Raw genomic sequence first — 19,818 nt, forward strand, 5'->3', positions numbered from 1 at the left:
GAAGGCTTTATGCTTTACGCTATAACCGAACTGCAATTAGTATTATTTTTTTCTAGCTTAAAGCTTTGTACTTAAAGCCAATTTTAATTTGTAAATTTTACTTTTGATAATATTAACTTCTTTTTCGAGATGTTTAAATAATTCGATGTTAATATATTTTAGATCTTTTGAAAGAATCAGTAAATATTCTGTTTCACAAGCTGAGCCTAAAGCAATATTAAGAAATTGATTAATTCTTTGTTACTGTTTCTAACAGATCCTTCACTAATATTAGTTGGAATTGAAGAAGATACTCTACGAATTTGACTGGTTAAACCATGTAATTTGTCTTGAGGAAAAACAGAAGGATTTTATATATTTCTAATGTAAAAACGTGACTTTGTTGCCAAACCTCATATTTTTTGAAGTCTCTCATTTACTTAAAGCGTATTGCCTATAGCTATATAATTGCTAAAATATCATCTTCTCTCATTATCAAATAATCTTTCCCTTCCAGTTTCAATTCCGTACCAGCATATTTTCCATAAAGAACGGAATCTCCAATTTTAACTGTCATTGTGTGGTCTTTTGTGCCAGTTCCCACAGCAACTACAGTTCCTTTTTGTGGTTTTTCTTTGGCGGTATCCGGAATAAAAATACCGGAAGCAGTTTTGGTTTCAGCAGCAACTGGTTCGATAAGAACTCGGTCTGAAAGTGGTTTAATGTTTAAAGCCATGATTTTATTTTTTTAATTATTTTTTTAACGGTTACTTATAAGATTTCAGAAATTATGCCAACCTATTTAAACTGACATATTTTCTTATAAAAAATGCCAGCTTTGACAGGCTGGCATTTAAAATTAGGCGTAATAATTTATTTTACTGGATTTGTCGCAGCAGGTGTGTTTTGAACAGGAGAAGTTGGTGCAGCACTTGTTGGTACAGTAGCTTCTGTTTGCTCAATAATTTTTGAATCATTATCACTTAATGCTCCTGTAAAACTTAAGCTTGAAAGAAGTATCAATACAATTAAAATAGTAGCAAGTGTCCAAGTACTTTTGTCTAAAAAATCAGTTGTTTTTTGTACACCACCTAGCATTTGTGAACCACCTACTGTAGAAGATAATCCGCCGCCTTTAGGGTTTTGAACCATTATTACTACGATTAATAGGAAACAAACGATTGTTATTAAAACTAAAAAAATTGAAAATGTGCTCATTGCTTAATTGTTATAATTATTTTGTTGTAAAATCTTAATATCTGAGATACGGTCTACAAAGAAACTACTTTTTTCTGGATATTTCAAAATTAATATTTGATAAGCTTGAATCGCTTTTAGATATTTTTTTTGTTCTAAATATACCCTTGCTAAAGTCTCTGTCATCAGGTATGAATTATCATCTTTATTTAGATCGAAAGTAACCGTGGATATTACACCGTGTTTTACGGGCGGGATCTTTGGGCTGGTTTCTATAAACTTGTCGATTAGTTCCGCTTTTTTCTTTTTGGGATCGTCTATTGGTAAAGCTAGAGGGCTAATCTTATTCTCCGTTACTCTATCAATAGGCAGTTTTCTGGATAGTTGTAGCCATTCTTGGAAAGAATGTTTTTCATTTGCAGAGAAATCCAAAGGTTGACCCATAGCTAATTTTTCTTCAAATATCTTAGCGGTATCATCAGGTTGTCCTGGCAAAGCTTCCTTTATGGAAGTAAGAATTGATTGTTCTAAAGGATTTGTTTTGTATTCTAATTTTTCTTCGGGAATAATTATTTTACTATTGATTACTTGGATATCTAGTAGCTCAATTGTTTTTTTGTCATAAAAGTCTTTTTGTATTGCAGTAAAAGTGTCTGATGTAATAAAATCAAACAAAACGACTCTATCTGTGGTGTGCGCTGCGGTAACTTTAAGTGCGTAATTATATTTGAAACTATTAAGGTTGTAAAGTCCTTTTAATGATAAGGCTCTGGCGCTTTGAAAATAAGGGAATTCATCCAGTACTTTTTCCAATGCAGCCGTTTGCTTCTCATTGATAGCATTTGGTTTATTAATCAGATAAGTATAATCAGTTACATTCATAAAGGTTATTCGTTTGTTTTGTTATTCGTTTGTTTGTTCTCCGATTTACCGAATCAACAAATTACCGAATCAACACCTCATTTACCATTTAGCTAAAGATTCATTAAAGATATCTTGGGTTATTCTTTCAAAAATATCTTTCAAAGCACTGTTTAATCTAGATCCCGCCAATTGTTGTTCTGCGGGGTAATCGAAATAAAACTCAAATGTTTTTTCAAAATTATCTGCCTCTTTGTTTTTATTAGTAAACCTTACATTTACTCTTATTTTTAAACGGTTTTGCGCCGCTTTTTGATCGGCTGTTGCTGTCATTGGACTAATTCTGTAATCTACAATTTCGCCTTCATATGTTAAATCAGCTCCGTTTTTAACCAAATTTAAATTGGTTTGATTTTGGATTATGTCTTGCAAAGCAAGTGTAAAAGTTCGGTCTATTCCTGGCTCAATCAGTTCCGCGTTATTCTGAAAAAAATTGACTTGAAAGGTTTTTGCATCAATTTTTCCAGTTCCTGTAAAGTTATAAACAGAGCAACTGTTGATGCTGAATATAATTAGTATAAGAAGAATACGTTTTATGTGTTTCATTTTCTATTTTAAAAATTGTTCCGCCACTTCGCTAACGCTTGGGTCAAATATATTCATTTTCAATCAAATCATTACTGTCTATTTGATTGGTATACAATAACTACAAATCAAATTGTTTAATTTTGCGATATAAAGTTCTTTCGGAAATTCCCAGTTCATCGGCTGCGGCTTTTCGTTTTCCTTTATTTTTTTCTAATGATTTTTTAATCATTTCAATTTCCTTCTGCTCTAATCTCAATATTTCTTCTTCCTCTTCGACAGTTTCTGCAAATAAATAGTTGTTATCATCATTTTCTTGATAACGTTCTTCTTTATTTTGAGAGGCAATCAAAGCGGTTCTTGGTTCTTCTTCAAAATCTATTTCGCTGTCATTCTCTTTAGAGCCGTATATTTTTGTAATTAAGTTTTTATTGGTTTCCTGAACTTTAGAACTGCCGTTTTCCATTAGTTCTAAAGTGAGCTTTTTCAAATCATGCAAGTCACTTTTCATGTCAAAAAGGACTTTGTACAAAATTTCTCTTTCGTTACTAAAATCGCTATCGTTTTTCTTGTTTTTGATTACCGATGGCAAATTACTTCCTTCAGCTGGCAAGTAAGATTGTAAAGTTGCAGCCGAAATTTCGCGATTTGTTTCCAATACGGAAATTTGTTCCGCGACGTTTCTCAACTGTCGAATATTACCACTCCAACGAAATTTTTGTAGAACAAGAACAGCACTTTCTTCTAATTTTAATGGTGGCATTTTGTATTTATTCGCAAAATCTGAGGCAAATTTTCTGAATAACAAATGAATATCTTCTTTTCGCTCTCGCAACGGAGGCAAAGTAATATCTACGGTACTTAATCGATAATACAAATCTTCACGAAATTTTCCTTTTTCGATGGCATTAAATAAATTAACATTGGTAGCAGCTACAATACGGACATCTGTTTTTTGCACTTGTGAAGAACCTACTTTTATAAATTCGCCATTTTCCAAGACACGTAGCAACCGCACTTGAGTAGTCAAAGGCAATTCACCTACTTCATCAAGGAAAATAGTACCGCCGTCAGCCACTTCAAAATACCCTTCGCGTGTGTTTGTTGCACCTGTAAAAGCGCCCTTTTCATGTCCAAAAAGTTCACTGTCAATAGTTCCTTCAGGAATTGCACCACAGTTTACAGCAATGTATTTTCCATGTTTTCTGTGAGAAAGCGAATGAATAATTCTAGGAATATTCTCTTTTCCAACGCCACTTTCACCAGCTACCAGTACCGAAATATCAGTAGGAGCAACTTGAATGGCTTTTTCTATGGCACGATTGAGCTTTGGGTCATTCCCAATAATCTCAAATCGTTGTTTTATAGCTTGAACTGATTCCATATATTTTTAATTTTACACGAATTTCGCAAATTATTAAAACTGATTTTGCGGTTTAAATAATGTATTCGATTCGTAATAATTATTGCGGTTTGGTTAAGGTGTCTTGTAAAGGGACTGTTTTCTCAACTTTTTGTTTTGGGAAATAGGTTCTGATGATATAGAATGTAGCTCCAAATCCAATTATAAAAGTGACTAAACCAATGATTATATTTTTTTTTAACATTTTACTCTTTTAAAATTTTGGGTATGAATTTAAATTTCAGCTAATTTTTTTAATTCATTTCACTAAACCCAATTGCTTCTCCTTTTAAAGTTCCGCTGGTACAACTCAAAATTCTGACATTTACAAAATCTCCTATATTATAATTCTCCTTTGGAAAAACAACGGTAATACTTTGTGAATTTCTTCCAGAAAACTCTTCTTTAGATTTTTTGGAAACTTTTTCTACCAAAACTTCTACGGTTTGACCAATGAATTCTTCACTGCGCAACCAAGCATGTTTTTGTTGTAAATCAACAATTTCCTGTAATCTTCTTGCTTTCGTTTCTTCTGTTACATCATCTTCCATTTTTCTTCCTGCTAAAGTTCCCGGACGTTCAGAATACGAATACATATAACCAAAATTATACTTTACATATTCCATCAAGCTCATTGTGTCTTGATGATCTTGTTCGGTTTCTGTTGGAAAACCAGCAATCATATCTTGCGAAATAGATCCATTCGGAATAATAGTTCTGATTTTGTCAATCAAAGTCATATATTGTTCACGCGTATGCAAACGATTCATTTCTTTCAGGATTCTATTGCTTCCAGATTGGACCGGCAAGTGAATGTGCTTGCATATATTAGAATATTTTGCAATTACGTGCAAAATACTCTCGTGCATGTCCTGCGGATTTGATGTCGAAAATCGGATTCTCATTTTTGGAAAACCAACAGCGACCATTTCCAATAATTGGTCAAAATCTACAGCCGTAGCTTTTTGCATTTCGGTTGCGTTTTCAAAATCTTTTTTCAAACCGCCACCATACCATAAATAACTATCCACATTCTGACCTAAAAGTGTAATTTCCTTAAAACCTTTGTCCCACAAATCCTGAATTTCCTTCATGATACTTTGCGGCTCACGGCTGCGTTCTCGTCCTCGGGTGAAGGGCACCACACAAAACGTACACATATTATCGCAGCCACGGGTAATAGAAACCAAAGCCGTAATTCCGTTACTCATCAATCGCACCGGTGAAATATCACCATAGGTTTCGTCTTTTGACAAAATCACGTTAATCGCATCTCGACCTTCTTCCACTTCTTGCAAAAGGTTCGGTAAATCTTTATACGCATCAGGACCTACAACTAGGTCTACAATTTTTTCTTCTTCCAGAAACTGACTTTTCAATCGCTCCGCCATACAGCCTAAAACGCCCACTTTCATCTTTGGATTAATACGCTTCACGGCATTGTATTTCTCTAGACGTTTCCGAATCGTTTGCTCTGCTTTGTCCCTAATCGAGCAGGTATTCACCAAAACTAAATCGGCTTCTTCCAGAATTTTCGTAGTGTTATATCCGTTTCCGGATAATATAGAAGCTACAATTTCGCTGTCCGAAAAATTCATCGCGCAACCATAACTCTCTATAAAAAGTTTTTTAGTATTCTCGGGTTTATGTTCTAGAACAAGACTTACGCCTTGTTTATTTTCTTCAATAATCTTTTCCATCCTATATTTTCAAAGCGCAAAGATAAGGGAATTTCAATAAATATGACAAGATGTCAGATGAAGAATTAACAATGTTTTGTGTTTTTAATTTAGCTTCATCTGTATCATAATGATGCTCTATTTTATTATATCATTTGTTCAACTGTTGTGAATTCTTGGTGCTTCGGTTATTACAATTTAATGTTCTAACATACATCTGACTTTGTCGCCCAAGTTGTTGGTTAATTTTATTTACTAATAACTATTAAAATTTAAGCTAAGGATTTAAGTTAAATTTTTCTCAAAATAGTGAAAATCAATTGTTTGTGAGTTAGAATAATGTAATTTTAAAGTAGCTAACTCAAAAAAGAGGAGCAAATTTGAAAATTTGATTTGAGGAGATGTTTTGTAAAATTAAATCGGATTAAGAACTTAAAAATCTTTGATCAATTTAAGTTCAAATTAGAATAAAAACAAACAACAAAGTAATAAGAAAGTCATCAATATTGTATTAGTAAAGAATCGTACAGAGTAAATTTTTTTTAAAAGACGATTTTTTTTCATTTTTCTTATTTAAGAGCATTTTAATAAATTAATATTTTAATACAAATTTTTAAAAAACAATCAAGATGGAAAAAATAATTTTTGCCAGTGTAGCGCTATGCTGTTCAATGTGTTTATTCGCACAATTGGATTCGACTAAAAATAAAATGCATCAGGGCGATAAAGACCACCATCGCATGACTGTAGACATGCCCCATCAGGATAAGTACCAATCCTATCCTGATGGGGTGATGATGAAAAACGGAAAAATGATGATGGTTAAAGACGGAAAAATGACGGTGATGAATCAGGATATGACTTTGAGTAATGGCATTAAAATAATCGGTGACGGAACGATAATGAAAAAAAATGGGACAAAAATGATGATGAGAGAAGGCCAACGCATGGATATGTCGGGTAACATTACAACTACAAAAACACAAAAGATTATTAGTAGAAAAACTTCTGCTAAGCAAAGTTCTACGAATACTAAAAAAAATAAAGATATGTATTTGATCCCTAATGATAAATTAAAAAAAGACACTCTAAAATAATAATTTTAATAATTCTAATCTTAAATTAAAAACAATGGACACAGAAAGAAATCAAGACCAAGCTGAAAAAACTAATTCAGAAAAAGGTATGCTAACAGGAATGTTTTCAGATCGCGAAAGTACAGAGAAGGCTTACAATTCTCTTCACGAAAGAGGTTATACAAAGGATGATATTAATTTAATTATGTCTGACGAAACTCGTAAAAAACATTTCTCTGGTGATGTTAAAGAAACAGTAATAGGCACTAAAGCGGCCGAAGATGCAGGAAAAGGTTCCGCTATCGGTGGTGCTGTTGGTGCTGTTGTGGGTGTTATAGCTGCGCTGGGAACCAGTCTAGTTATTCCCGGTTTGGGGTTACTGGTAGCCGGACCTCTAGCTGCGGGTTTGGCAGGTGCAGGTGCAGGTGGGATTGCGGGAGGAGTCATTGGAGCCTTGGTCGGTTCAGGAATTCCTGAAGAACGCGCTAAATTATATGAATCCGGAGTAAAAGAGGGGCACATCGTTATGGGAGTTCATCCACGTAATGAGGAGGATGCCAGTCATATTGAACAGTCTTGGCGCGAAAATAAAGGACAAGAAATATATCGTTAAATAAACGTATAATATTTGGGGAGGCATTTATAATGCCTCCCCAAATATTTAAATAAATCTCTGATTTTAGTTATAAGAAATCATAGTTTTTTAAACAATATGAAGAATCCATAAGGAAAATAATTCTTAAATTCTAAGAATTGACCGCAATCATTTATATTGATTTAATTGTTGAAATTTTATAGAGTTCACAATAACCAAACCTGTATTTCAACAAGAAATTTGACTTTTAAAATTTAAAAAAACTTAAAATTTAAAAAAAAAAGATACTTTTGTCCCAGAAAAATAGAGCAATGGCAAAGAATTTAGTTATAGTTGAGTCCCCTGCAAAGGCAAAAACAATCGAGAAATTTTTAGGAAGTGATTTTCAAGTAGAGTCCAGTTACGGACATATTGCTGACTTACCCTCCAAAGAAATTGGGGTAGATGTGGAAAATGGTTTCAAACCCAAATACGAAGTTTCTGCCGATAAAAAAGCATTGGTGACCAAATTAAAGACTTTAGCAAAAAAAGCCGAAATGGTTTGGTTAGCAAGTGATGAGGATCGCGAGGGTGAGGCTATTTCTTGGCATCTTGCCGAAGAATTAAAATTAGACAAAAAGAAAACAAAGCGTATCGTTTTTCACGAAATTACTAAAACAGCGATCCTGAAAGCGATTGATAATCCACGAGAAATCGATTATAATTTAGTTAATGCGCAACAAGCACGTCGTGTATTAGACAGATTAGTTGGTTATGAATTGTCTCCTGTTTTATGGAGAAAAATAAAAGGTGGACTTTCTGCCGGGCGCGTACAATCGGTTTCCGTTCGTTTGATTGTAGAGCGCGAAAGAGAAATTCAGAATTTCAAAGCCGTAGCGACGTATTCTATTGTAGCAGAATTCACTAATGAAGCAGGGAAAGCATTTAAAGCAAAACTGCCTAAAAATTTCAATACAAAAAAAGAAGCCGAGGCTTTTTTAAATAAAAATATCGGTTCTAACTATAAGGTCTCCGATTTAGAAACGAAGCCTACCAAAAAATCACCAACTGGACCTTTTACGACTTCAACTTTGCAACAAGAAGCAGCTCGTAAATTGTATTTGCCTGTTGGAATTACCATGCAACTCGCACAACGTTTATACGAAGCTGGACTGATCACGTACATGAGAACGGATAGTGTGAACTTATCCAAAGATGCGATGGAAGCTGCTCAGGCAGAAATAATCAAATCCTATGGAAAAGAATTCTCTAAACCTCGAACTTTTGTTAATAAAAGTAAAGGCGCGCAAGAAGCACACGAAGCAATTCGTCCTACAGATATGTCGCGTCATACAGTAGACATCGATAGGGATCAAGCGCGTTTGTATGATTTGATTTGGAAAAGGACATTGGCTTCGCAAATGAGCGACGCAAAATTGGAACGTACTAACGTGAAAATTGAGGCGAACAATCATGGCGATATTTTCTCAGCATCCGGTGAAGTATTGCTTTTTGAAGGTTTCTTAAAAGTATACTTGGAAGGTCATGACGACGATGAAGAAGAGCAAGAAGGCATGTTGCCAGCGATGAAAATCAATGAAAAACTAGGGAATAATTACATTACAGCGACAGAAAGATATTCTCGTGCAGCTGCAAGATATACGGAGGCTTCGTTGGTGAAAAAATTAGAGGAATTGGGAATTGGTCGTCCTTCTACCTATGCGCCAACGATTTCTACGATTATCAACAGAAATTATGTAGAGAAAGGAAATCTTGACGGACAAGAACGGAATTATACACAACTGACTTTACAATCTGGAAAAGTAGGAGAGAAGTTGCTGAAAGAAAATACAGGATCTGACAAAGGAAAATTAGTTCCGACAGATATTGGAACTATCGTTACTGATTTCTTGGTTAAAAATTTCGGAAATATTCTGGATTATAATTTCACGGCAAAAGTGGAACAGGATTTTGATGAAATTGCTGAAGGAAATATTGAATGGACAAAAATGATGCAGGAGTTTTACGATAATTTTCACCCAACGGTAAAAGATGTCGAGGCCAATGCAGAGCGTGAAAGCGGTGAAAGAATTCTGGGAACAGATCCCAAAACAGGAAAACCGGTTTCTGTTCGTCTAGGTAAATTTGGACCAATGGCTCAAATTGGAGCTGCAGATGATGAAGAGAAAAAATTCGCCAGCTTAATGACAGATCAAAATATTGGAAATATAACTTTAGAGGAAACTTTGAATTTGTTTTTGTTGCCTAAAAATCTTGGGAATTATAAAGACGAGGAAGTTGAAGTGAGTAATGGTCGCTATGGTCCTTACATTCGTCACGGAGCAGCATTTGTTTCTTTGCCAAAAGGCGAAAACCCTTTGGATATAGATTTAGAAAGAGCAAAGGAATTAATTGACGAAAAAGCATTAGCTGATGCGCCTATTGCGGTTTATAAAGGTGAGGGTGTTCAAAAAGGTGTAGGTCGTTTTGGTCCTTTTATCAAATGGGACGGTTTGTTTATTAACGTAAGCAAGAAATATGATTTTGATAATTTGTCACAATCCGATGTGGAAGCTTTGATTGAAGATAAATTGCAGAAAAATATAGACAAGGTTTTGCATAATTGGGAAGACGAAGGGATTTTAGTTGAAAAAGCCCGTTGGGGACGTTCTGTGATTACCAAAGGAAAAATCAAAATTGAATTGAGTAAGGATGTTGATGCCACAAAATTGACATTAGCCGAAGTTCAGGAAATGATTGCAAAAAAAACACCTGCTAAAAGAGTAGCTGCTAAAAAAACACCAGCGAAGAAAGCTGTAGCAAAGAAACCAGCCGTTAAGAAACCGGCGGTAAAAAAGTAAAAAACAATAACTAATTCCAGTTTAATTTCTCTCTCGCTCAGGAGAGAGTTGGCGATAGGATAAAAAGAAATAAATGGAATTTGATTTTCTAAAACCGGTAGATAATGAAATCCTTGACTATATAAGCGGATTGACTTCTCAGCAATTGGGGAGTAAAATTGTTTTGCATACTAAAGATCAATTTCCAGATTTAAACAAGATTAAAATTGCTGTAATAGGCGTTTTAGAAAATCGTGGCGATAAAAACGCAATTTCCGACATCGATTTAATACCGGTAAGGAAAGAGTTATACGGATTGTTTCCCGGGAATTGGGATGCCTCTATTGCTGATTTAGGCGATATTCTTGCTGGGAATTCGAATGATGACACTTATTTTGCACTGAAGAAAGTAGTAGCAAGTTTAATCAAGAAAAAGATTATTCCTATTGTTATTGGAGGCTCTCAGGATTTAACGTATGCACTTTATAGAGCTTATGATGATTTAGAGCAGATGGTCAACTTGGTTTCTATTGATAATAAATTTGATTTTGGAAAAGAAAATGAAGATGTTTCTGACTCTTCTTATTTGACAAAAATAATTATTGATGAGCCTAACAATCTATTCAATTATTCTAATATAGGTTATCAAACGTATTATAATTCGCAAGAGGAGATTGATTTGATCGAAAAATTATTTTTTGATGCGTATAGATTAGGTGAGATATCTAATAATATTTCTCTGTCGGAACCTGTTTTCAGAGATGCAGATTTAGTAAGTATTGATTTGACGGCTATTAAATCGTCCGATTCAGGAAATTTTATTTCGTTTACGCCAAATGGGTTTAATGGAAAGGAAATTTGTTCGTTATCCAGATATGCAGGGATAAGTGATAAGGTTTCATTGTTGGGGATTTTTAATCATAATAATTCAGCACAGGAATCGGTCATAATAGCACAAATAATTTGGTATTTTATTGAAGGATTTCATTATCGTTCCTATGAGTATCCTTATGGGAGCAGAGAGAATTATATTAAATACATAGTTCCATTAGAAGAAGAGGAACTTGTATTTTATAAAAGTGATAAAACCGATCGTTGGTGGATAGAGATTCCTTTTATTTCTAACGGTAATAATAAACTAAAAAGAAATACGTTATTACCATGTTCCTACGATGAATATTTATTAGCATGCAATCAAGAATTACCAGAAAGGTGGTGGAAAGCACAAAGAAAAAATATAGTATAGTTTTTTGGCTTTATTAACGAAATTTTATAAAAAACAGCTTGTTTAGTGATAAAAGATTGTTTTTTAAAGAAATAATAAATAGGTTTACACACTTAAAAATAATGAATAGATAATCCAAATTTATATGAAGAAGTTCATTGCATTTACGGCAATATTGACCCTATTAATTGGCTGTGGTAAATCAGGCGACAAAGGAGAACTAGTTGGTGTTAATGGAGGAAAATGGCATCCTGAAAAACCTTATGGAATGACTTTAGTTCCAGGAGGTGCTTTTATTATGGGTAAATCAGATGATGATTTAGCTGATGTTGAAGATGCTCCGACAAAAACAGTTACTGTTCGTTCTTTTTACATGGACGAAACTGAAATCACCAACAGTGAATACCGCCAATTCGTAGAATGGGTAAAAGATTCAACAATGAGAGTTCGTTTGGCAATTCTTGCGGACGAAAGTGGGCAGAAAGCAGGTGATGGAAAAGGAAAAGGTAAGAATTCCGGCAGTATTGGTGATTTTGCTTTTAACGATTCAGATCCTGAAAAAATGACTGCGTACGACAAGTATATGTATGATAATTATTACAGCATAGGAACCGCTGATGATCCTTACGCGGGTAGAAAACTGAACAAAAAAGTTAAACTTATAAAAGATACTAAGTTGTATCCTGATGAGTACTATACGGAAGTGATGGATTCTATGTATTTGCCTATAGAAGCGTCTTATAATGGATTGCGTACCATTGACGTGAATAAATTAAAATTCCGCTATTCTTGGATGGATATTCAGGCGGCAGCCAAAGCAAAAGTTGGAAAAAGAAAAGATTTTATAAAAACCGAAGAAGTGAATGTGTATCCTGACACAACGGTCTGGATTAAAGATTTTGCTTACTCGTACAATGAACCAATGCACAATGACTATTTTTGGCATAAAGCATACGGTGATTACCCGGTTGTAGGGGTAAAATGGACACAAGCCAAAGCTTTTTGTGCTTGGAGAACGCTAAATAAAAATACTTATATAAAATCTAAAAAGAAGGGTCATGATTTAATCAATTCTTTTAGATTGCCTACTGAAGCGGAATGGGAATATTCAGCAAGAGGTGGTTTAGAATCGGCGACATATCCTTGGGGAGGTCCCTACACTAAAAATGACAGAGGTTGTTTTCTTGCTAATTTCAAACCAAACAGAGGAGATTACGCAGCAGATCAAGCTTTGTATACTGTAGAAGCAAAATCGTATGAGCCAAATGGTTATAATTTATACAATATGGCTGGAAATGTATCGGAATGGACGGATTCATCTTATGATCCAAACGCTTACGAATATGTTTCTTCAATGAATCCAAATGTATTAGATGCTTCAAATAAACGTAAAGTTGTTCGTGGAGGTTCATGGAAAGATGTTTCTTACTTCCTACAAGTAAGTACTAGAGATTTTGAATATGCTGATTCTGCAAGAAGTTTTATTGGATTTAGAACCGTTCAAGATTACATGGGATTACAAACTACTGGAAACGGTAAAAAAGCGAAATAAAATAAAGAGACCAAATCAATCTATCAAATAAACCTAAAAAACAATATCATGGGATTACTAAGCAAAAAACAAATGAATTTCGCATACGGAATGGGAGCAGCAGTTGTTATCATTGGTGCATTATTTAAAATAACTCATATCGAATTTGGAGTTATAACAGGAAATTTAATGTTAACTATAGGTTTAGTTGTTGAGGCATTGATTTTTGCTCTTTCTGCATTTGAACCAGTTGATGAAGATTTAGATTGGACGTTAGTTTATCCAGAACTTGCCAATGGTAAAGCTACGGGTCCTAAGAAAGCTAAAATAGAAACTCCTTCTGATGCTCAGGGATTGTTATCTCAAAAATTAGATGCGATGTTAAAAGACGCTAAAATTGATGGTGAATTGATGGCTAGTTTAGGAAGTAGTATTAAAAATTTCGAATCAGCTGCAAAAGGGATTGCTCCAACTGTAGATTCGATTAATTCTACTAAAAAATACAGTGAAGAATTGACTTTGGCAGCAGCCCAAATGGAATCTTTAAATAGTTTATATAAAATTCAATTGCAAAGCGCTTCAAGAAATGCACAAATAAATGAAGAAGTTGCGGAGAATAATTTAAAATTGAAAGACCAAATGAAGTCTTTGACATCTAACTTGTCATCATTAAATAATGTATACGGCGGGATGCTTTCTGCAATGAATAACAAAGGATAATTATTTTCAAACTATAAAAAAAAAATAAACTAATTAGTAGAAAATATGGCAGGAGGAAAACTAACCCCTAGACAGAAGATGATAAACCTAATGTACTTGGTTTTTATCGCGATGTTAGCATTAAATATGTCCAAAGAAGTATTATCTGCCTTTGGAATTTTGAATAATAAAATAGTAGAGTCTAACTCTATAACAGATACAAGAAATCAATCTTCTTTTGAACAATTGTCTCAAAAAGCGGTAGATCAGCCTGGTCAATTTGGCGATAAAAAAGCTAAAGTAGAGAAAATTAGAGCAGTTTCTAAAGAATTTAATGATTACATAGAAAACATTAAAACGACGGTTACTAAAAAATTCGTGAGAGATGCCGAAGGGAATTTGCCTTACGAACAAATGGATAAGGGAGATTTAATTGACAGAATGTTTTTTACAGGAGATAGAGTTTCTAAGCAAGGTCAGGAGTTTTTGGATAAAGTAAATAATTATTCTGTTCAGATCAAACAAATTGGAGGAAGCTCAGTTGCCGAGTCAGAGATGAAAAAAATCGAAGCCCGGTTTGCAACGAATCCTGTTTATTCTGAAAAAGCAGGAGCTAAATTAGCTTGGATAGATTACAATTATAAAGGATACCCACTTATTGCTACAATTACTAAATTGTCCCAATTGCAAGCGGATATTAAAACTACCGAAAGTGATGTTATGACAGGGATGTTTCAATCAGACTTGGTTGCTGCAGCTTCTCTTACTGCTTATCAACCGATAGTTGTTCTTGAGAAGTCTGTTTTCTTTCAAGGTGAAGCAGTTAAGGGAAAAATTATATTAGGTAAGTTTGATCCATCATTAAAAGCTAAATCAGTAATTGTAAATGGTTCAAGTGTTGCAGCTCAAGCCGGCCAAGCTAATTTCTCTTTTGGAGCGGGTAGTATAGGAGAACATCCAATCAGCGGGTCTTTTAATTTTGATGAAAATGGTAAAGTTGTAAGTTTATCTATTAAAGATAAATACGTTGTTGTAGCGAGACCAAAATCGGCCACAATTTCTGCGGATAAAATGAATGTTGTTTATAGAGGTGTTGTAAATCCTATGACAATTTCTTTTGCCGGGGTTTCAGCTGATAAAGTATCCGCTTCTGCTCCTGGATTAAGTTCAGCTGGTGGAGGAAAATATAACATGAGTCCAGGCGGAGGAACAGAAACCGTTATTAATGTGACTGCTACGCTTCCTGATGGTTCTAAAGTATCGGATAAAAAATCGTTTAGAATTAAAGGTATTCCGGGTCCTGCTGGAACAATCAGAGGAGAAATGGGAGTGGTCAAAGGTCCTAAATCAAACTTAGAAATTGCAACAATCGGAGCAAAATTGGTAGATTTTGATTTTGAAGTTGGATTAAATGTAGTGGGATTTAATTTTAAAGTGACAGGTCAACCTACTGTAGTAGTTCCCGGTAACAAATTAAATGCGCAATGCAAAGCAGTTCTTTCTAAAGTAGGAAGAGGGGATCAGGTAACTATTTCTGAAATTAAAACTAAACTTGTTGGAGCAGGTAGTTATTTATTGCCTAGAACGGCTCCGGTAATTTTTGAAATACAATAGTAAGTATGTTTTAAGCAAAACATACTTCAATAACTTATTATGATATAATGATGAATGTAAGAAATTTTTTAATAGCTATTATCTCTGTCACTGGGAGTTTTGCATCTGTAGCACAATCTAATTTGCTTAATGCTAAAACACCGGATCAAATTGGCCTAAAAAGCGCTGCGCAACTTATTTCGGATAATGACAAGCCTTTGGCATACGGTTATGTTCACGATAGAGATGTATTGATGGGTAAAACAACTTGGGAAATTATTGATCTTAGTGAAAAGATAAATTTCGCTTTATATTTTCCAATTGATACCGCGAATATTGGTTCTGACAGACGTTCGTTATACGATGTATTGACAAAAGCAATGAAAAATGGTAAAATTACTGAAGTTTATACGGATAGTTATTTTAATACTAAAAAATCACTTAAAGACATTCAGGGTTCACTTTCCCGAATTGACACTACCGATGTTGGTAGAGAACAAATAAATGCAGGTCAAGCAGTAGCGGCTGAGAATATCTTGAAACAAGATTTAACAGCACAGGATGTTACTGCATATAAAATCAAGGGATATTGGTATTTTGATAAACGTCAAAGTGAACTGAAATATCGTTTGCTAGGTATTTGTCCAGTAACACCGGATGTATACACTATGAATAGTGATGAGAAAGATTATATCGAATTGTTTTGGGTATTTTTCCCAGCGGCTAGGGAAGTTTTGCATGAAGCGAAAGCTTTCAATGATAAAAATTCTGCTATGCCTGTTTCTTTCGATCAAATTTTGAATTCAAGGCGTTTTAATAGTACAATCTACAAAGAAGAAAACATCTATGGAGATAGAGCGATTAAAGATTACATGAAAGATAATGCGCAGAATCAATTACTAGAATCGGAAAGAGTAAAAGAAAAAATTCGAAATTTTGAACAAGATATGTGGAATTACTAATTTTCATATTAAAGGAACTCTTGCTGTAACGGTAAGAGTTTTTTTATTTTAATAATCTTACCTTTGTGTCTTTTATAAGGTATCGCTACAAATGATTGATTATTTAATAATAGGTTCGGGATTAGCAGGAATTTCATTTGCAGAAACAGCTTTGCAACATGATAAATCCATTTTTGTATTTGATAATAATTCACAAAATTCCTCAAGGATTGCAGGAGGTTTATACAATCCTGTTATTTTAAAGCGCTTTAGTGAAGTATGGCTTGCTCAGGAGCAATTAGTACTCATGAATGATTTTTATTCTGTTTTAGAAGAGAAATTGAAAAGTAAAATAGATTTTAAGAAGCCAATTTTAAGAAAATTTTTCTCAGTTGAAGAACAAAATAATTGGTTTGCTGCCTCCGATAAAATAATGCTGGCTCCTTTTCTTTCCACTGAATTGATTCATAAAAAATTTCCGGGAATTGATTCTCCATATGGTTATGGTGAAGTTCTGCAAACTGGTTACGTGGATACGGCAATGCTGCTGGATAAGTACAAAGAATATTTAAATAATGAGAAATTAATTGAAGAGGGAGCTTTTGATTATGATGCTTTGGAGGTTGGCGACATTAGTATTAGATATAAAAAGATAGAGGCAAAACATATTATTTTTGCGGAAGGCTTTGGAATGCATTCTAATCCCTATTTCAAAAATTTGCCATTAGACGGTACAAAAGGAGAACTTTTTATCATTAAAGCTTCAGGGCTTGATTTAGATGTAATCGTTAATACAAGTGTGTTTATTCTTCCTCTGGGTAATAATTTATTCAAAGTTGGTGCGACATACAATTGGAAAGACAAAACAGATTTTCCAACTCAAGAAGGGAAAGCAGAATTAATCGAAAGAATTAAAGAGATTATCACCTGTGATTTTGAAATTGTGGAACATTTTGCAGGAGTTCGACCAACGGTCAGAGACAGAAGACCATTAGTAGGAACACATTGTGATTATGACAGAGTTCATATTCTTAATGGATTAGGTACAAGAGGAGTAATGCTAGGTCCTTCAATGGCGAAATCGTTATTTGACTTAGTAGAATTTAATACCCCCTTAAACAAGGAAATTGATATTAGACGATTTCTGTCTAAAGACAAGAAATAATGTTATTTTAAATTTGTCTTTGGATCGTATGAAACGAACATGTTGATATAGATATTTCTTGACCATCGTAAAACAAATGGGAACAATACGATAAGTGACACAATTATAGTAATAAAAGCCACTTTTATTGAAGCACTAAAAAAGAGATAAGAAATAATAAAAGCTGCAATTCCAATTCCGACATTTAAGCCGTAACTGACATACATCGCGCCGTAAAAAAACGAAGGCTCAATTTGATATTTAAATCCACAGTGGGTGCAATTTTCATGCATTTTTAAGATTTTATCGAGATGCAACGGATTTTTATCCAAATACATACTCTCATTCTGACATTTAGGACAAGTTCCTGTTAAAATACTATTTAGTTTGGATCCTTTTTTTAACATTTGCAAAAATTTTTAACAAAGGTACATTTTTAGAAAAGGTACCAGTGTAACATTATCACAAATTATGCTTAATATACACAATTTATCTGTTTCTTTTGGAGGTTCTTATTTGTTTGAAGAAGTCACCTTTCGTTTGGGTGCAGGTGATCGAGTTGGTCTCGTTGGTAAAAACGGTGCTGGAAAATCCACCATGCTTAAAATTCTAGCAAGAGATTTCGCTCCTGACTCTGGAAGCATCGCTCAGGAGAAAGAAGTTCGGATGGGATTCCTGCGTCAGGATATAGATTTTGAACAAGGGAGAACGGTGCTTGAAGAAGCTTATGAAGCTTTTACAGATATTAAAATTGTAGAAAATAAACTAGCAGAAATTAATCATTTATTAGTTACTCGTACCGATTATGAGAGCGAGGAATACAGCCAAATCATAGAAGATCTGTCGGACTACACCCACCGTTTTGAATTATTAGGGGGTTATAATTATGTTGGAGACACAGAAAAAATTCTTCTTGGTCTAGGTTTTAAAAGAGAAGTGTTCAATAATCAAACCGAAACTTTCTCGGGAGGTTGGAGAATGCGTATTGAGCTAGCTAAACTACTGTTGCAGGCAAACGATGTATTGCTACTGGATGAGCCTACGAATCACTTGGATATCGAGAGTATCATTTGGTTGGAAAGTTTCTTGCGAAATTATCCCGGTGTAGTGGTGATTGTTTCACACGATAAAATGTTTTTGGATAATGTGACTAATAGAACTATTGAGATCTCACTGGGTAAAGCGTACGATTTCAACAAACCCTATTCTCAATATTTAGAGTTGCGTCATGAAATTCGGGAGAAACAATTGGCAACACAAAAAAATCAAGCCAAAAAAATTGAAGAAACCGAGAAATTAATTGAGAAATTCCGTGCCAAAGCGTCTAAAGCTTCGATGGCACAATCTATGATTAAGAAACTCGATAAAATAGAACGCATCGAAGTCGATGAAGATGACAATTCTGTGATGAATATCACTTTTCCTGTTTCAAAAGAACCAGGCAGAGTAGTTGTCGAGGCTGAAAATGTAACCAAAAGTTATGGTGATAAAACCATTTTGAAAGATATTAATCTCTTAGTGGAGCGTGGAAGCAAAATTGCTTTTGTGGGACAAAATGGCCAAGGGAAATCAACATTTATCAAAGCAATTGTAAACGAATTTGAATACCAAGGAACGATAAAGTTGGGTCATAACGTACAGTTAGGTTATTTTGCGCAAAATCAAGCGGAATATTTGGATGGTGAAATTACCTTGTTGCAAACCATGGAAGATGCTGCTGCTGATACAAACCGAATGAAAGTGCGCGATATGCTGGGTTCTTTCTTGTTTCGTGGTGATGATGTAGATAAAAAGGTAAAAGTCCTTTCCGGGGGTGAAAGAAACCGTTTAGCGCTATGTAAATTGCTTTTGCAACCAATCAATGTTTTATTGATGGATGAGCCTACCAATCACTTAGACATTAAATCCAAGAATGTTTTGAAAGCGGCTTTGCAAAAATTTGGAGGAACCTTATTGCTGGTTTCTCACGATAGAGATTTCTTGCAAGGGATGTCAAATTTAGTTTACGAATTTAAAGATCAAAAAATAAAAGAATATTTAGGGGACATAAACTATTTCTTGGAACAACGTAATTTAGAGAATATGCGAGAAGTTGAGAAAAAAGATGCAATAAAAGCTTCTGCACCAAAAGAAAGCAATAAAACTTCCTATGAAGATCAGAAAAAGAGTAAAGCATTGCAAAATAAATTGAGTAAAGTCGAGAGTCAAATCAAGCAACTGGAAAGAGACATTCAGAACGACGATAAAATGTTAGCTTCTAATTATGATAAACATATTGAGGATGCTAAATTTTTCATGGCATACAACAAGAAAAAAGCAGAATTAGATAAACTGCTGCTGGATTGGGAAATCGTGCAAGAAGAAATTGATAATTTTAGCTAATTCAGCTTTATGTTTTAATTTTGAGATTTCATAACTACTAGAAAAGTCACGTTTCTAATGTTTATAAAAGAACTTTTCTTGGTCTCTTTTTAAAAACAGGAAACCTGACT

The 19,818-nt window shown here is 34.2% G+C and carries 18 protein-coding genes and 1 pseudogene; 10 read left to right on the plus strand and 9 right to left on the minus strand.

The genetic code is table 11. The features are described 5' to 3' along the window. Positions 1 to 57 precede the first annotated feature (57 nt). The 8 genes and pseudogenes from ACFX5D_RS01470 to miaB form a co-directional block, all read right to left on the minus strand. A pseudogene (locus tag ACFX5D_RS01470) lies at positions 58 to 302 on the minus strand (four helix bundle protein). A gap of 137 nt (positions 303 to 439) precedes the next feature. Then, positions 440 to 715, minus strand: a complete 276-nt coding sequence (locus tag ACFX5D_RS01475) for a co-chaperone GroES (RefSeq protein WP_379856497.1) — start codon at positions 713 to 715, stop codon at positions 440 to 442. A 137-nt stretch (positions 716 to 852) separates the two neighbouring features. Then, a complete protein-coding gene (gene secG, locus ACFX5D_RS01480) occupies positions 853 to 1,197 on the minus strand; it encodes a preprotein translocase subunit SecG (RefSeq protein ID WP_379856498.1) in 345 nt (114 codons plus the stop codon). 3 nt (positions 1,198 to 1,200) lie between these two features. Beyond that, positions 1,201 to 2,058, minus strand: coding sequence for a hypothetical protein (locus tag ACFX5D_RS01485; protein WP_379856499.1), 858 nt, complete (start codon positions 2,056 to 2,058; stop codon positions 1,201 to 1,203). An 81-nt stretch (positions 2,059 to 2,139) separates the two neighbouring features. Further along, complete coding sequence (locus tag ACFX5D_RS01490) at positions 2,140 to 2,643, minus strand: LptE family protein (RefSeq protein WP_379856500.1); 504 nt, start codon at positions 2,641 to 2,643, stop codon at positions 2,140 to 2,142. A gap of 100 nt (positions 2,644 to 2,743) precedes the next feature. Next, positions 2,744 to 4,006, minus strand: coding sequence for a sigma-54 interaction domain-containing protein (locus tag ACFX5D_RS01495; RefSeq protein WP_379856501.1), 1,263 nt, complete (start codon positions 4,004 to 4,006; stop codon positions 2,744 to 2,746). A gap of 79 nt (positions 4,007 to 4,085) precedes the next feature. Next, positions 4,086 to 4,229 carry a hypothetical protein gene (locus tag ACFX5D_RS01500; protein WP_379849578.1) on the minus strand — a complete coding sequence of 48 codons (144 nt, stop codon included), beginning with the start codon at positions 4,227 to 4,229 and terminating at the stop codon, positions 4,086 to 4,088. Positions 4,230 to 4,278: 49 nt separating this feature from the next. Beyond that, positions 4,279 to 5,724, minus strand: a complete 1,446-nt coding sequence (gene miaB / locus ACFX5D_RS01505; RefSeq protein WP_379856502.1) for a tRNA (N6-isopentenyl adenosine(37)-C2)-methylthiotransferase MiaB — start codon at positions 5,722 to 5,724, stop codon at positions 4,279 to 4,281. A gap of 608 nt (positions 5,725 to 6,332) precedes the next feature. Between miaB and ACFX5D_RS01510 the strand changes: the two genes are divergently transcribed. The 9 genes from ACFX5D_RS01510 to ACFX5D_RS01550 all read left to right on the plus strand — a co-directional run bounded on the left by ACFX5D_RS01510 (position 6,333) and on the right by ACFX5D_RS01550 (position 17,347). Next, entirely contained in the window at positions 6,333 to 6,800 is a 468-nt protein-coding gene (locus tag ACFX5D_RS01510; protein ID WP_379856503.1) for a DUF6799 domain-containing protein, read from the plus strand. 34 nt (positions 6,801 to 6,834) lie between these two features. Next, complete coding sequence (locus ACFX5D_RS01515; RefSeq protein WP_379856504.1) at positions 6,835 to 7,392, plus strand: hypothetical protein; 558 nt, start codon at positions 6,835 to 6,837, stop codon at positions 7,390 to 7,392. 293 nt (positions 7,393 to 7,685) lie between these two features. Next, complete coding sequence (gene topA / locus ACFX5D_RS01520) at positions 7,686 to 10,214, plus strand: type I DNA topoisomerase (RefSeq protein WP_379856505.1); 2,529 nt, start codon at positions 7,686 to 7,688, stop codon at positions 10,212 to 10,214. Between the two features lie 73 nt (positions 10,215 to 10,287). Further along, positions 10,288 to 11,439 (plus strand): formimidoylglutamase, encoded by a 1,152-nt coding sequence (locus ACFX5D_RS01525; RefSeq protein WP_379856506.1) that lies wholly within the window; start codon positions 10,288 to 10,290, stop codon positions 11,437 to 11,439. A gap of 124 nt (positions 11,440 to 11,563) precedes the next feature. Beyond that, the gene (porK, locus tag ACFX5D_RS01530; RefSeq protein ID WP_379856507.1) at positions 11,564 to 12,970 is read left to right on the plus strand and encodes a T9SS ring complex lipoprotein PorK/GldK; all 1,407 of its coding nucleotides are present in this window, start codon (positions 11,564 to 11,566) and stop codon (positions 12,968 to 12,970) included. Between the two features lie 48 nt (positions 12,971 to 13,018). Further along, a complete protein-coding gene (gene porL / locus ACFX5D_RS01535) occupies positions 13,019 to 13,669 on the plus strand; it encodes a type IX secretion system motor protein PorL/GldL (RefSeq protein ID WP_379856508.1) in 651 nt (216 codons plus the stop codon). Between the two features lie 45 nt (positions 13,670 to 13,714). Continuing rightward, a complete protein-coding gene (gene porM / locus ACFX5D_RS01540; RefSeq protein ID WP_379856509.1) occupies positions 13,715 to 15,262 on the plus strand; it encodes a type IX secretion system motor protein PorM/GldM in 1,548 nt (515 codons plus the stop codon). Positions 15,263 to 15,312: 50 nt separating this feature from the next. Beyond that, positions 15,313 to 16,203 (plus strand): type IX secretion system ring subunit PorN/GldN, encoded by an 891-nt coding sequence (gene porN, locus ACFX5D_RS01545; protein ID WP_379856755.1) that lies wholly within the window; start codon positions 15,313 to 15,315, stop codon positions 16,201 to 16,203. A 91-nt stretch (positions 16,204 to 16,294) separates the two neighbouring features. After that, positions 16,295 to 17,347, plus strand: coding sequence for an NAD(P)/FAD-dependent oxidoreductase (locus tag ACFX5D_RS01550; RefSeq protein WP_379856510.1), 1,053 nt, complete (start codon positions 16,295 to 16,297; stop codon positions 17,345 to 17,347). Between the two features lie 2 nt (positions 17,348 to 17,349). Here ACFX5D_RS01550 and ACFX5D_RS01555 read toward each other — a convergent pair whose 3' ends face one another. Further along, complete coding sequence (locus ACFX5D_RS01555) at positions 17,350 to 17,733, minus strand: DUF983 domain-containing protein (protein ID WP_379856511.1); 384 nt, start codon at positions 17,731 to 17,733, stop codon at positions 17,350 to 17,352. A 64-nt stretch (positions 17,734 to 17,797) separates the two neighbouring features. Between ACFX5D_RS01555 and ACFX5D_RS01560 the strand changes: the two genes are divergently transcribed. Beyond that, positions 17,798 to 19,708 (plus strand): ABC-F family ATP-binding cassette domain-containing protein, encoded by a 1,911-nt coding sequence (locus tag ACFX5D_RS01560; protein WP_379856512.1) that lies wholly within the window; start codon positions 17,798 to 17,800, stop codon positions 19,706 to 19,708. Positions 19,709 to 19,818 lie beyond the last annotated feature (110 nt).

The sequence above is a fragment of the Flavobacterium fructosi genome, from assembly GCF_042787335.1.
Classification (GTDB): domain Bacteria; phylum Bacteroidota; class Bacteroidia; order Flavobacteriales; family Flavobacteriaceae; genus Flavobacterium; species Flavobacterium fructosi.

Bases quoted from the DNA above. Each gene is read 5' to 3' on its own strand.
- ACFX5D_RS01475 (WP_379856497.1), bottom strand. From the start codon at position 715: ATGGCTTTAAACATTAAACCACTTTCAGACCGAGTTCTTATCGAACCA.
- secG (WP_379856498.1), bottom strand. From the start codon at position 1,197: ATGAGCACATTTTCAATTTTTTTAGTTTTAATAACAATCGTTTGTTTC.
- ACFX5D_RS01485 (WP_379856499.1), bottom strand. From the start codon at position 2,058: ATGAATGTAACTGATTATACTTATCTGATTAATAAACCAAATGCTATC.
- ACFX5D_RS01490 (WP_379856500.1), bottom strand. From the start codon at position 2,643: ATGAAACACATAAAACGTATTCTTCTTATACTAATTATATTCAGCATC.
- ACFX5D_RS01495 (WP_379856501.1), bottom strand. From the start codon at position 4,006: ATGGAATCAGTTCAAGCTATAAAACAACGATTTGAGATTATTGGGAAT.
- ACFX5D_RS01500 (WP_379849578.1), bottom strand. From the start codon at position 4,229: ATGTTAAAAAAAAATATAATCATTGGTTTAGTCACTTTTATAATTGGA.
- miaB (WP_379856502.1), bottom strand. From the start codon at position 5,724: ATGGAAAAGATTATTGAAGAAAATAAACAAGGCGTAAGTCTTGTTCTA.
- ACFX5D_RS01510 (WP_379856503.1), top strand. From the start codon at position 6,333: ATGGAAAAAATAATTTTTGCCAGTGTAGCGCTATGCTGTTCAATGTGT.
- ACFX5D_RS01515 (WP_379856504.1), top strand. From the start codon at position 6,835: ATGGACACAGAAAGAAATCAAGACCAAGCTGAAAAAACTAATTCAGAA.
- topA (WP_379856505.1), top strand. From the start codon at position 7,686: ATGGCAAAGAATTTAGTTATAGTTGAGTCCCCTGCAAAGGCAAAAACA.
- ACFX5D_RS01525 (WP_379856506.1), top strand. From the start codon at position 10,288: ATGGAATTTGATTTTCTAAAACCGGTAGATAATGAAATCCTTGACTAT.
- porK (WP_379856507.1), top strand. From the start codon at position 11,564: ATGAAGAAGTTCATTGCATTTACGGCAATATTGACCCTATTAATTGGC.
- porL (WP_379856508.1), top strand. From the start codon at position 13,019: ATGGGATTACTAAGCAAAAAACAAATGAATTTCGCATACGGAATGGGA.
- porM (WP_379856509.1), top strand. From the start codon at position 13,715: ATGGCAGGAGGAAAACTAACCCCTAGACAGAAGATGATAAACCTAATG.
- porN (WP_379856755.1), top strand. From the start codon at position 15,313: ATGAATGTAAGAAATTTTTTAATAGCTATTATCTCTGTCACTGGGAGT.
- ACFX5D_RS01550 (WP_379856510.1), top strand. From the start codon at position 16,295: ATGATTGATTATTTAATAATAGGTTCGGGATTAGCAGGAATTTCATTT.
- ACFX5D_RS01555 (WP_379856511.1), bottom strand. From the start codon at position 17,733: ATGTTAAAAAAAGGATCCAAACTAAATAGTATTTTAACAGGAACTTGT.
- ACFX5D_RS01560 (WP_379856512.1), top strand. From the start codon at position 17,798: ATGCTTAATATACACAATTTATCTGTTTCTTTTGGAGGTTCTTATTTG.